This is a genomic window from Psychrobium sp. MM17-31 (assembly GCF_022347785.1).
Lineage (GTDB): Bacteria > Pseudomonadota > Gammaproteobacteria > Enterobacterales > Psychrobiaceae > Psychrobium.
On record NZ_JAKRGA010000003.1, the window covers coordinates 704621 to 718339 of the forward strand.

The following is a 13719-nucleotide window of genomic DNA, read 5'->3' on the forward strand; positions in this document are numbered from 1 at the left end:
CTTAGCCCGTAAAGTTTACAACGAGTTTGCAACTGTCGGCACCATCGTGCATGCATTGCGGATGACCTATTTCTATTTTTTCATCGAACTGCTTGGCCGCGCCAAAGATAAGGCCAATACTGGCATGACACAACTGACGCTTAGAGCTGTAATACATAATTAGCTCGCCATTAGGCCCATCTTCGTATTGAAAGCTCGGCAGATAAGAGTTGGGATTAAGCCGCTTAACTTCGGCGTGAATAACATCTTCAATCGACAATAAAAAATCGCGCAAGTTGTCGATTTTAGAAACATCGACCGGACTGTTTTTGTAAAGAATATCAAATAAATACTGACCGAAAGCTTCCACCAATTTTTCGGCGGCGATTCCGGTTTTTTCAGACAGAGCCACCACCATATTGATTAATTCACTATCCTCGTATTGGCCACCACTGGTATATATTCCTTTCGACTGAGGACTGGTTTTGTCAATGAGCTCGTTCCATTGCTCCATGCCCATCTTTTCGATAATCATGTCCGAAAACGCAGTAAAAATTGCACCTTGCATATCATTCTCCTTAACTCACTATTGCTATCTATTTGATTTATCACAACGGCTTTTAGGCGATAAATAAGGTTATTTTTGTATCGTAATTTTCTTCGTAAACCCGCAGTTTTTCTATCATGCCAGCGGTAATTTCCTGACCTGCGGTTAGCATAATGTTGCCATTGGTAAGCACGAGATCTTCAAGCAGCGTATCGCCGACTTTTAAACCTTCGATGCCAACGCTATATTCCATGTCTTCGCCGTATTCACAGCGCTCTTTCATTACCGAAAACAGCGCACTAACTACGACTTTGTCATACCAAACATCAGCACGTGACATCAGCCATGCTTGAGCATCTGCCACCGACATCAGTTGTTCATTATCTTTACCTGCAATTAGGAAGTCGAAATCTTTAACCACGCGAATAATTCGCGCACCGATGGGAATGTCATCACCGCTCAAATGATCAGGAACGCCAGTGCCATCCATGTTTTCATTTTGATGCAAAATATTTTCTTTCAGCGCACCAAAGCGCGTTACCCGCTCCACCAATTGCGCGCCAATAACCGGATGATGCATAAACTCTTCATCGAGCTTGCCAGTCCCAACGCCAACCTTGGCAATCACTTCATCACTTAAACCAACGGTGCCGATTTCGTGCAATAAACCACACAAATAAATGCGACGACATTCTGCATCATCAAGCCCGAGATAGCGCGCAATACCTTTACATTGCATCGCTATGCGCTTGTTATGACCTGCGCCAAATCCAGTGCGATATTCAATGGTCGTCGACATCATATCCAGCACATCGTGCAACAATGCATTTTGCGACTTAAGCGCAACTGACAGCTTCTTTTTACTTTGCAATAAGGCTGAAGTTCTGTCGGCAACTTTCTGCTCTAGCGTTTGATTAAACTGCGTTAAGCGCTCGTTAGCATCAGCTAACTGTTCGTTTAGTTGACGTGTTTGTTTTTTAAGGAGGTAGTGCTCTGATACTTTATTGAGCAGCAGTTTAAGCTCTTCATTTTCCCACGGCTTGCCGATGTAGGTGTAAATACCACCATCATTAATCGCAGCGATAGTAGTTTCCATATCGCTGTAGCCGGTAAGTAGAATACGGATCGCGTGAGGCTGAATCTCTTTGGCGTGGGTAAAAAACTCAGCGCCATTCATCACCGGCATTCGCATATCGGAAATAATGATATCGACGGGATGTTCGCGCATGTGCTCAAGCGCAGATGGGCCATCATTAAAGCTGACAATATTATAATCTTTGCGCAACACACGTTTGAGTGAATTGATGATATCTTGCTCGTCATCAAGCAACAGAAGATTCAAACGAAGCGTGCGTTCAGTATCTTGTATGCTCATAAATTCCCTCTCTTAATCTAGCTTTGGCAAGCTTCGTTATTAATACGAAGCCTAAGTATTTATACCTAGATGAAAACTGCTCAATACATACTTTAGATATAGCGCTAATTAATTGGCGTGTAAAGATTTTTCTCACAAAAAAGCCGCGCTTTCAACAAGCACGGCTTAAGAAGTGAAATAACTATATTAGTCATTATTTCTTAGTAGCAAACATCTCAATAATACTTGAGAAATCTTTAGCGCCATTGCCACCGTTACTATGCATCGAGTAAAGGCTTTGCGCCATAGCACCAAGTGGTGTGCTCGATTTTGACATTTGCGCCGCTTGCGCTGCTAAACCAAGATCTTTAAGCATAAGATCTACCATGAAACCACCTTGGTAATCATTGCTTGCTGGCGTGTTTTCCATCACACCTGGCACTGGATTGTATAGCTCTAAACACCAGTTACGGCCTGAGCTTTTTAGCATGATTTCAGATAACACACTTGGATCTAATCCGTTGTCCATGCCCATCTTCAATGCTTCACTGGTGCCCGCCATTAATACAGACAACAACATGTTATTACAGATTTTCGCGATTTGACCTGCGCCAACATCACCCGCTAAGAAGATGTTTTTACCCATATCATCAAGCACGGTTTTAGCACGTTCGAAGTTTACTTCACTACCACCACAGATAAAACTTAATGTGCCCGCTGCTGCGCCAGCAACACCGCCTGATACAGGTGCATCCATAAAGGCAATGCCCTGTTCACTCGCCGCTGCCGCTACGGTTTTTGCGCTATCGGCATCAATGGTGCTCGAATCGATTAATAGTGTGTCTTTATTAACAACACTTAGTAATCCATTGTCACCTAAATAAACCATCTTCACGTGTTTGCCAGCAGGTAGCATAGTCACAACAAAGTCTTTGTCGGTCGCAGCTTCATTAGCTGTCGCACTCGCGGTAGCGCCTTGAGCAACCACAGCGCTTACCGCAGCTTCGCTAAGATCGAATACGCTTACCTGATGACCAGCTTTCGCCAAGTTAATGGCCATTGGGCCGCCCATATTTCCTAAACCGATGAATCCTACTTTTGCCATTATTATTCTCCTTTTAGCTTGAGTGGATGAGCGTTTTCATCCCAAATTGGATTAAATAGATTGTCTATTACCGCATCATCTACGCTGTCAACGTCGCTGTACTTCCACGCTGGTTGATTGTCTTTATCAATCAGCAATGCGCGAATACCTTCGGCGAATTCGCCTAATTCACCGCTAAGTACTGACAGTTGCAGCTCTAACTTGAAACATTGCGCTAAGGTCAGTGATTTACCAACTTCAAGCTGACGCTCAAGAATTCGTGCCGATAACGGACTCCCGTTAACCATCGAACGTTTGGCGCGTTTTAGCCACGAGTCTTCATCGCCCCACCCAGCAATGGTGCTCATCACTTGACTTAAGGTTGGCTGGCTCACTGCATCATCGATAACCGCTTGATGAGCAGCAATATTGCCTTGTGGCATTTGCTCATAAACGGTTTTCTCTAAACTCATTACGCAATGGCTTACGAGCTGACGATTAACGTCTTTGTCAATTGTCCAACTTTGCTGCGTTAGCGCTTCTATAAGTTGCATTTTTTGCTCGTGTAATAAGAAGTGATCAGCAAGTTTGACCTGCAGACAATCCGCCGCATTCATTTGTGCCGCTGTCAGCCCTAAAAACAAACCTAGATTGCCGGGCATTTGATTGAGGAAATAAGTTCCCCCCACATCAGGGTATAAACCTATGCTAATTTCTGGCATCGCAACGCGTGATGATTCAGTCACGATACGATGACTCGCACCGGCGAATAGGCCTAAGCCGCCGCCCATTACATAGCCATTACCCCATACAACAATAGGTTTGCTATAGGTATGAATTGCGTAATCGAGAGTGTATTCGTTAACGAAAAACTCTTGCACGAAGGGTTGACGCTCTCCTGGCTGATCTTTCATTGCCTTGTATAATTCGACAATGTCACCACCAGCACAAAACGCTTTGTTACCCATACTATCGAGCACAATAGCTACCACGGTTTCGTCTTTTTCAAAACGCTCTAGTGCAGGTAGTAAAGAATCGATCATTGCTTGATTTAGTGCGTTGAGTGATTTTTCACTGTTTAAGGTAGCCTGAATAATATAATGGCCATCCCCTGTTTCATGGGCGTTGTAAATAACTGCTTCAGTATTCATCGGCGACAATTCCTAGCTATTAGTCCATTGTGGCTTACGCTTTTCTAGGAATGCATTGACGCCTTCTTTTTGATCGTTTGAATCAAATAGCTGCACGAATTTTTCACGCTCTAATGGCAATGCACTATTGATAGTACCGTCGCGTCCCATTTGGATAAGTGATTTACAGGCTGTAACACTCACTGGTGATTGCTTCGCTGTTTGCTTAGCGAGTTTTAACGCCGCTTCTAACGCGCCGCCTTTTTCAACCACTTCTTCGACTAAACCGATTTGCTCCGCTTTTTGCGCGGTAATGCGCTCACCACATAAAATCATACGTTTCGCCCAACCTTCGCCAACTAGTAGGCTAAGATTTTGGGTGCCGCCAGCACATGGTAATAAACCAACAGCTGCTTCTGGTAGTGCCATCTGTGCTTGCTCTTCAGCGATACGAATATCACAAGCCAGTGCAACTTCTAAACCGCCACCCATCGAGTAACCGTTAATCGCAGCAATGGATACACCTCTAAAGTTCGATAGGGTTTCAAATGCTTCACCAAAGATCTGTGACATGGTGGCAGCAACGCCTTTATCGCCGCTAGCAAAAGCATTTAAGTCTGCACCTGCGCTAAAGAATTTTTCACCTTCACCAGTAATCACTAGCGCATAAATGTCTTTGTCGGCATTTAGCTCGCGCACCATGTCACGAAGCAGCGTTAAACTCTCTTTGGTCCACGTATTTGCAGGTGGGTTAGCAATGGTAATGACTGCGGTGTGCTCTTGTTTTGATAATTGTAATAACTGAGTCATAAACACTTCCTATTTTTCTGATTTTATTGTGTCGAGAATAATAAAAAAGCGCCGTTATCGATGATAAGGCGCTTTATGTAATGAGGTTTTATAGCATTTCAACCGCGATGGCTGTTGCTTCACCACCGCCGATACAAAGGCTTGCAACACCTTTGCTTAAGCCGCGATTCTTAAGGGCATGCAATAAGGTAACGATAATACGCGAGCCACTTGAACCCAATGGATGGCCTAGTGCACAAGCACCGCCGTTAACGTTAACCTTGTTGTGGTCAAGCTCAAGGTCTTTCATCGCTAGCATAGTTACCATGGCAAAGGCTTCGTTGATTTCAAACAGATCAACATCGTCTTTACTCCAACCCGCGCCCGCCAATACTTTTTCCATCGCGCCAACAGGTGCAATAGTAAACTCGCTCGGATGTTGAGCATGGGTAGCATGAGCTTTAATTGCTGCTAATGGCGTCAAACCACGCTTAGCTGCTTCTGATGCTGTCATAACTAATAGTGCTGATGCACCGTCTGAAATTGAGCTGGCGTTTGCTGCGGTAATAGTACCGTCTTTAGCGAACGCTGGACGCAGACTAGGAATTTTATCAACGCGTGCATTTCCTGGCTGCTCATCAATGCTCACTGTCGTGTCACCGCGGCGAGAACTAATAGTCACTGGCACGATTTCATTGTCAAACGCACCTGATTCAATCGCTGCATTAGCGCGTGATAGTGAGGCAATTGCAAACTCATCCATTTGCTCACGTGTAAAACCAGTGTCATCACTAGTACTTTGCGCAAAACAGCCCATTGCTTTACCCGTTGACGCATCTTCAAGACCGTCAAGGAACATGTGATCTTTAACTTCACCGTGGCCCATACGCATACCGTGACGCGCTTTAGGAAGCATGTATGGCGCAAGGCTCATACTTTCCATACCACCAGCTACGACGATATTCGCACTACCCGCTTTAATAAAATCGTGTGCCATCATCACGGCTTTCATGCCTGAACCACATACTTTATTAATGGTGGTACATACGGTATCTAACGATAAATCGGCTTTTAGCGCCGCTTGACGCGCTGGTGCTTGACCTAAGCCAGCTGGCAGCACACAGCCCATAATTACTTCATCAACATCTGTTTTGGCTAAGCCCGTTGATTCCATTAGACCGTTAATAGCAACGCTACCTAAGGTTGGTGAATCAACTTGAGACAGTGAACCACCAAAGCCGCCCATTGGCGTACGTAACGCTTCTACAATAACGATTTGTTCTTGATCACTCATATTTAACTCCGATGTTTTAACGACAACATGACACACTAATGCATCATGTTAAAAAATTGATACTGGCTACATTACCCTAAGTTACAGTTGACGCCAACGTAAACTTTAGTACAAGGGAGAATTAATTATAAAGACGGAGTGTAAAGCTGGTGTGACAGTTATATTTAACAAATGAAGTATTTAACAGCTAGCAGCGAAGTTACGTCACTAGCCGTTAAAATTAATTAGACAGTGATAGCTTAAGATCATCTAGCTGCTGCGCTAGTGTGGCTATCGAAGTTAAGGTGCTATCTGTTTGATAGACACCATAGGCAATATCGAAATGATAATCTGAATTCTCTACGCCACTGAGACTTATAGAGCTAACTGCATCCTGCATATCGTTAAATAATAGATTAATATCGCTATCAAGCGGTGCAATGCAGCTAACAACAAAATTGGCGCTTTCATCTATAAATATGTCCAAATCAGAATGTTTAAGCGCCTTAAGCCTATGAGCGACTTTAGCAATTAGTCTATCGCCGTGATCAAAACTATAAGATTGGATAATCGTATTTAATTCTCTAATCTTTAAATATCCCAACAAAATTTGCTGGTTTGGGTAGTTATCTGCCAAATAACGATTAACGAGTTTTTGCTGACCTGCTGCTCGGCTTAACAACCTAGTCAAGGCATCTAAGTTTCTACTTTCAATTATCTGAACTTTTCGGTGATTTTTTACATAGCGGGTCGCAAAACCTATCAAAATCAACACCAATGCCGCGCAAGTAAGACCTATTACTGTATTTAGCAGACTTAAGTTCTTTTTCTCAGATCTATTTTGGGCAATCAATTGCTGCAATAGCTCATCGAGATCCGTATCTGAACTGGCTAGTTGCGCATTAAGATAAATCAGTTGATTTTCATTGACGGCCGTATCATAACGACTCTGATAATCAATAAAGCTATTGTATGAGCTAACGGCGCTTGAGATATCTCCGTTCTTCTCATATATCGCGCTTGTCAATCGATACACAGTAGCTAGATTTGATTCACTACGGCTGGCTTTTATATCAGGCAAAATAGACGCTAATAAGTCCTGCGCCTCGACTATCAAATCTTGATTGATAAAAGATTCAGCCAATAACAATTTGTTGTGGTGGACGTTAAATTGACCATTTAACTCGCCGTATTCCTTAAGAACAAATTCGAGTATTTGTTGCTGAGTTGAATACTCGCCTCTTTTCGCAAACATAAATGATCTTGAAACATGGAACATGCTTAGTGAAACAGGCTCATTGCTTTGGGTACATATATCAATGGCTTCGTCGACAATTTGGGCAACTTTATCGTACAACTCTTGCTTCGCCAAAAAGTAGATTTGTGTATGATTTAAAGAGCACTTTAACGATATGTCCGATGAGTGTTCAACTAATTTAGTCGCTTGGTTTAGCCACTTTTCTGCGTTGCGATAAGTACCAGCATCGATATTTAAATCAGTCGCTGCAAGTAATATTTTAAGCCGCAAAGCAATCGACAGAGAGTCATCATTTAGTTTCAATGCATAATTGAGATGTTGAAATGACAACACAAAATCTTCGACTGCTTGACCATAACGGATGACCAAATAGTGAAACATCAATAAATCCGCTTGCTCTAAAACACTTGGCTTTACGCTATTAATAAACAGAGCGGCCTTATCCATTTGTCCAGTAATCAATAAAGCTCTAAGCTTAACCGTAGTCAGTCGCGACAACTGCGGCGGTGTCAGTGAGTCACTCTTTCGACTGTATTTTTCAATCACCTTCATCGAATTTGCTAAATCAACATATAAGTTATCATCAGCAAGTTGAAGTTCAGCAATTACAGAGTCTACTGGCGCCGCTTTTACTGCCATACTCAAACAATTTAGTAGGATAAATAAGAGGCCCGTTAGAAGTGCTGTTCTAAACATTAGACCTCCTGCTTTTTACCAACAACCAATAACCAATAACTAATGAAAACAAGGTAATAAGTAAAACAGATAGTATTAGTCGATGAGTATCTACTGTGTTTTTGGTTTCAGTTAGCAATAACTGTTGTTTGTTCATTTCTCGACTCAAACGAGCACGCTCTGCCTCAACGCTATATTCGAGGTAGCTAGCATTAATATATCGTCGCTCTTTTTCAATATCCGCTAATGCTTGGGCATATGATTTAAGGTCTTGTAATTCACCATTGAGATCGCCTATTTGCTGATTAACAAAAGCACTCAATTTAAAGTATCGCGCACGGAGCTGTTGATTATTGATATCACTAAGCAGCGGTTTTAAAAAGTTAAGTACTTTAGAAAGTCTATCGTCACTAGTCGACTGGTAGAGCTGTGCAAGTGATAATTGCGCATTAATAAATTCATCGTTAACTCGTTGTAACTTGAATAGAGTGCTGGCGTCTTCGAGTAGCGCAAGAGATTCTTCTGGCTCGTCATGCGCTTTATAGTTCAAAGCAACAACGTCAAGATATGCACGGGCAACGTAAACCGATTGATTGAGACTAAAACAATGAGTCACCAACTGGCTTTTAATAAAATCTGCTCGGCTTTTTCGTTGCTGTTTTAGAATCATCGCAGCTTCAAGCAACTTTAATCGGCAAACTCTGTTATTTAAAGACGTCTCTCTCGATAACAAATGAATCTTGTTAGTTAGCCGTTCAAATTCATTAGTCAGCAAATAAATTTCACCTTCAAGAATTGATAACCAGAACCCGTCGACGTTATTAACGCCATCAAACTCATCACCTTGTAAGCGCCTCAAATAGCGTTCAGCACTAACAGGATTACCCTGTTTTACCGCTAAATTTGCACGATTGTATAAATAAAATTGTAATTGTGGCTGGGTTAATTCTGGTTCTTTTAAAGAATTTAGTCCCTCGACTGCCTGCTTAATATTTCCTTGAGTGATATCTAACTTGGCGAGCTGCAATATGTGAATTTTCGAGTCTTGTTGAGAAATTTTATGGCTGACTTTTTGTCGCGCATCCCTAGGAAATTGTTCACTATAATCCCAGTCGTTCTGGAATAATTTATCTGGTTCTTCGGCATGGGAAACTGAAAAGGCAGTTAGCATTAAAACAATAGGTATTAATAAAATTCTCAACAGATAACTCTTCCAATGACAAAAAAACAAAAACCACCGATAACGGTGGTTTCTCGCTGATTATAGTCGCTAACTCTACCAATACTAGAATTATTTTCAGATTATCCGAAATTACTTTTCCCAAGGCGTACGGCGATGTAAATGGGATAAATCAAATGGCGTAATTTGATACACATAATAATTAAGCCAATTTGAAATCAATAAATTAGCATGACTTCGCCAGCAACCTCTTGGCTCTTGGCTTGCATCGTCATTAGGAAAATAATTGGTTGGAATCGATGGTGATAATCCCGCATCATTATCCCGCTTGTACTCATCGCCAAGTGTCGAGACATTGTATTCAGGGTGCCCCAAAACAAATAAACGGCGTCTGTCTTTACTCACCACCAAGTAAGCCCCAGCTTCATCGGAGGCAGCGAGAATATCGAGATCAGGATGCTGACGCAGCTCATCAACATTCATTTGTGCCAAGCGAGAATGCGGCACCCAAAATTCATCATCGAAACCACGCAGCAGTGGATCGTGAAGCTGACTGCGCTGATGTAAAAACACCCCAGCGATTTTTTTATCGCGAATGTAACGCTCTAAATCATACAAATGATAAAAAGCCGCATGCGCCGCCCAACATAAGAAAAGCGTTGCGGTAACGTGCTGCTGCGACCAATCGAATACTGTTTTTATCTTCTCCCAATAAATCACATCGTCAAAATCAACATCACCCAATGGCGCACCGGTAATAATCAAACCATCGAAGTTTTTATCTTTGATTTCATCAAAATCGCGATAAAAGTCATTCATATGATCTTGTGGTGTGTGTTTTGAAATGTTGCTGTGAATACGTAGAAATTCCACATCCACCTGCAATGGCGTATTAGCTAGTAAGCGCAACAGCTGAGTTTCTGTTTCGATTTTATTGGGCATTAAATTAAGTAATAGCACCTTCATCGGACGAATTTGCTGACTCAAGGCGCGCGACTCGCTCATGACGAAAATATTTTCTTGTCGCAACTCGTTTTTGGCAGGCAGTTTATCGGGAATATTAATTGGCACAGCGCACTCGCTAATTTGTTTTACTACAAGTGTAGATAATTTAACCCAAAGGCATCTAGACGTCTAGATGTTTATCGTGAATTATTTGTTTTAGTCAGGTTACATTCACATCTCGTTACTAGAAAAGCCACCATTATTGTTGACTGTGTCATTAAGGCTGATACATTTATTCGCTGAAAAATCCCGAAAATGGGACATCCCCACTTTCAATACACTCATTTATAAGAACAAAAACAACCGGATTGCTAACATGAAAAAAACTGCAATTGTTACGGCATCGCTTGCTACCCTAGCGCTGACAGCTTGCCAAACGACAAATAACGCCGTTGTCAAACCTGACAGCGATTATCTATGGCTTGAAGAAGTTCAAGGTGAAAAACCGCTAGCTTGGGTTGATGCGCAAAACAACAAAGCCTTTGCGAGCTTGAAATCAAACCCTGTTTATCAACAGAGCTATGATGAAAACCTTAAGCTACTTAACTCAAACGACCGTATCGCCTACGCCACACAACGCGGCGATTACCTGTACAACTTCTGGACGGACAAAAACAATCAGCGCGGCTTATACCGCCGTACAACGCTAGAAGAGTACAAAAAAGAAAACCCGACATGGGAAACGATTTTAGACATCGACGAGCTGGCTAAAAAAGACGGCCAAAGCTGGGTTTACAAAGGTATGAACTGTCTTTACCCAGACTACAACCGCTGTTTAGTCAGTTTATCACCAGGCGGTACCGACGCAGTTGTCGTGCGTGAATTCGACATCAGTAAAAAAGCCTTCGTTAAAGATGGTTTCACCCTGCCAGAAGCCAAAAATTCAATTAGCTGGCGCGACGAAAACTCCGTATTTGTCGGTACTGATTTCGGTAAAGGCAGCTTAACGGATTCAGGTTACCCGGGTGTTGTTAAGATTTGGAATCGCGGCACACCACTGTCGAGCGCTAAACAAGTTTTCCACGCCGACCCATCATCAGTAGCAGCTTCTGGTTTTGTATTGCGCGATGGTAAGCAATCAGTGAATATTGTTTACGATTCAACATCTTTTTACACGCGTGATATCTACGTATTGCAAGACGGTAAAAAAGTTAAACTGCCAATTCCTAAAGATGCCAGCTTAAGTGCATTCCTAAATGGCGATTTATTTATCCAGTTAAAATCAGCATGGAAAGTTAACGGTAAAGAATTAGCGCAAGGCAGCATCGTATTTGCACCGCTAAAGGATATTCTAAAAGATAACGCCAGCTACCAAACGCTGATCACCCCAACACCAAGCCTCGCTATTACTTCAGTTCAAGCGACTAAGAGTGCGTTACTAGTGAGCGTGTTAGACAACGTAAAATCAAAAGTTTTACGCTTTACCAACACTAACGGCCAATGGCAAAGCAAAGCCGTCAATATCGATGATAAAGGCAGCATCAGCGTTTTCAATACCAGCGAAAGCAGCGATGACTTTTTCCTAACCTACACCAGCTTCCTTAAGCCTGCGACCCTTTACAAAGTCGATGGTGAATCAGGCAAACTAACTCAGTTAAAAGCTCAAAAATCGCAATTTAACAGCGATGACATGGTAACTCATCAATACTGGGCAACGTCTAAAGATGGCACCAAGGTTCCATATTTTGCCATCATGAAAAAAGACACAGTCCTCGATGGTAAAAATCCAACATTACTATACGGCTACGGCGGTTTCGAAGTTTCGTTAAAACCATCATACAGCGCACTACGCGGTAAAAACTGGTTAGAGAAAGGCGGCGTATACGTTTTATCAAACATTCGCGGCGGTGGTGAATTTGGTCCTAAATGGCACCAAGCAGCGCTAAAGAAAAACCGTCACAAGGCGTATGAAGATTTCGAAGCTATCGCGATGGATCTTATCGATCGTAAAATCACTTCTCCTGCGCATCTAGGTATTCAAGGTGGTAGTAACGGTGGTCTACTAATGGGCGCGGCATTTACGCGTCGTCCAGACTTATACAACGCTGTTGTGTGTCAGGTACCACTACTTGATATGAAGCGCTACACCAAGTTACTCGCGGGCGCGAGCTGGGCAGCTGAATACGGCGATCCAGACAAGCCGGAAATGTGGGAATACATTAAAACTTACTCACCATTCCACAACTTAGATGCGAAAACAGACTACCCGAAAGTTTTCTTCACAACATCTACCAAAGACGACCGCGTTCACCCTGGTCACGCGCGTAAAATGGTAGCCAAGATGCAAGATCTCGGACACGATGTTTACTACTACGAGAACACCGAAGGCGGTCACGCCGGCGCAGCAGACAACAAACAGCGCGCCGACATGTACGCCCTAGTTTATAGCTACTTATGGCAACAACTTAAGTAGTCATACGCTCACGCAAACAAAAGCCGATTTAAGCAATTAAATCGGCTTTTTTGTTAATTACTGAAAAAAGTTTGTCACACATTTCACCGCTCTCGTGACTTAGTTAATGAACATACTAATTAACGGGAATCATCATGAAAAAAACACTTTGCTCAATAGCACTAATCACTGCAAGTTTTCTATCACACAACCAAGCAGCAGCGACAACTAATCAATGCCTTAATGCCAAGGTGTCTGGTCAAGGACAAGCGGTTCTTCTACTACCGGGATTTATCAGCGATGAAACGGTTTGGGATGAAATCAGCGCTAATCTTGCGAACAACTATCAAGTGCATCAACTATCTATTGCTGGATTTGGTAAAAACCCAGCGTGTAAGAATGCAGATGACATCGCTAGCACCATCAAAGCTGAACTGGCAACTTACCTCAGTTCAAATAAGCTAGCAGAGCCGATTTTAGTCGGTCACAGCATGGGCGGATTGCTGGCATTTGACGCGTCACTCAATCCTAGCATCAAATTAAAGGCCGCAATATCTGTCGATGGCCTACCGTTTATTGGCCCTATTTTTACCCGTAGTAATCAAACCACCGCGCAAGATTTAGCGCCACAGGCAACAGCGATAAAAGCGATGTATCAAAATGCAACGCCCCAGCAAATGGTGGCGTTCACCCAACAAGGCATCGCCCTGCAAACCAATAATAAGGCGCGTTATAAAGATATATTGGCCATGGCAAAGCAATCAGATCCACACACTGCAGGCAGCGCCCTAAGCTGGGTAATGACGACCGATCTCCGACCTAAGCTAGCCAATGTCACAAACCCTGTGCTATTAATTGGTGCCTCTGGCGCGTTTAAAACTGAGCAGCAGCATCAGGCTGCACAGGCAATGTATAAAGCGCAATTAGCAGACGCGCCAAAGGTCTCGTTAATTATGAATAAGCAAGGAAATCACTTTTTAATGTGGGATCAAAAAGACTGGTTACTGGCAACAATTAAAAACTTTATTAAACAGCAGCCAAACAGCTAGCTGC

At 42.8% G+C, this 13719-nt stretch carries 11 protein-coding genes; 2 read left to right on the forward strand and 9 right to left on the reverse strand.

Annotation, left to right across the window (positions count from 1 at the left end; genetic code table 11):
- Position 1 precedes the first annotated feature (1 nt).
- The 9 genes from MHM98_RS11975 to metA all read right to left on the reverse strand — a co-directional run bounded on the left by MHM98_RS11975 (position 2) and on the right by metA (position 10340).
- Positions 2 to 547 carry a heme NO-binding domain-containing protein gene (locus tag MHM98_RS11975; RefSeq protein ID WP_239439547.1) on the reverse strand — a complete coding sequence of 182 codons (546 nt, stop codon included), beginning with the start codon at positions 545 to 547 and terminating at the stop codon, positions 2 to 4.
- A 52-nt stretch (positions 548 to 599) separates the two neighbouring features.
- Positions 600 to 1901: an HD domain-containing phosphohydrolase gene (locus MHM98_RS11980; protein ID WP_239439548.1), complete on the reverse strand. Its 1302-nt coding sequence runs from the start codon at positions 1899 to 1901 to the stop codon at positions 600 to 602.
- 193 nt (positions 1902 to 2094) lie between these two features.
- A complete protein-coding gene (gene mmsB, locus MHM98_RS11985; RefSeq protein WP_239439550.1) occupies positions 2095 to 2985 on the reverse strand; it encodes a 3-hydroxyisobutyrate dehydrogenase in 891 nt (296 codons plus the stop codon).
- Between the two features lie 2 nt (positions 2986 to 2987).
- The gene (locus MHM98_RS11990; RefSeq protein ID WP_239439551.1) at positions 2988 to 4115 is read right to left on the reverse strand and encodes an enoyl-CoA hydratase/isomerase family protein; all 1128 of its coding nucleotides are present in this window, start codon (positions 4113 to 4115) and stop codon (positions 2988 to 2990) included.
- Between the two features lie 12 nt (positions 4116 to 4127).
- Entirely contained in the window at positions 4128 to 4904 is a 777-nt protein-coding gene (locus MHM98_RS11995) for an enoyl-CoA hydratase (RefSeq protein ID WP_239439552.1), read from the reverse strand.
- 88 nt (positions 4905 to 4992) lie between these two features.
- A complete protein-coding gene (locus tag MHM98_RS12000) occupies positions 4993 to 6177 on the reverse strand; it encodes an acetyl-CoA C-acyltransferase (RefSeq protein ID WP_239439554.1) in 1185 nt (394 codons plus the stop codon).
- Between the two features lie 220 nt (positions 6178 to 6397).
- On the reverse strand, positions 6398 to 8110 hold the full coding sequence (locus tag MHM98_RS12005; protein WP_239439556.1) for a diguanylate cyclase: 1713 nt from the start codon (positions 8108 to 8110) through the stop codon (positions 6398 to 6400).
- Entirely contained in the window at positions 8103 to 9290 is a 1188-nt protein-coding gene (locus tag MHM98_RS12010) for a hypothetical protein (protein WP_239439558.1), read from the reverse strand. Before MHM98_RS12010 ends, MHM98_RS12005 begins: the two co-directional genes overlap by 8 nt.
- Positions 9291 to 9401: 111 nt before the next feature.
- Positions 9402 to 10340: a homoserine O-succinyltransferase gene (metA, locus tag MHM98_RS12015; protein ID WP_239439559.1), complete on the reverse strand. Its 939-nt coding sequence runs from the start codon at positions 10338 to 10340 to the stop codon at positions 9402 to 9404.
- Positions 10341 to 10590: 250 nt separating this feature from the next.
- On the opposite strand from metA, the gene MHM98_RS12020 reads away from it, so the two are divergent.
- Positions 10591 to 12687 carry a prolyl oligopeptidase family serine peptidase gene (locus tag MHM98_RS12020; protein WP_239439561.1) on the forward strand — a complete coding sequence of 699 codons (2097 nt, stop codon included), beginning with the start codon at positions 10591 to 10593 and terminating at the stop codon, positions 12685 to 12687.
- 134 nt (positions 12688 to 12821) lie between these two features.
- Positions 12822 to 13715, forward strand: a complete 894-nt coding sequence (locus tag MHM98_RS12025; RefSeq protein ID WP_239439563.1) for an alpha/beta hydrolase — start codon at positions 12822 to 12824, stop codon at positions 13713 to 13715.
- Positions 13716 to 13719 lie beyond the last annotated feature (4 nt).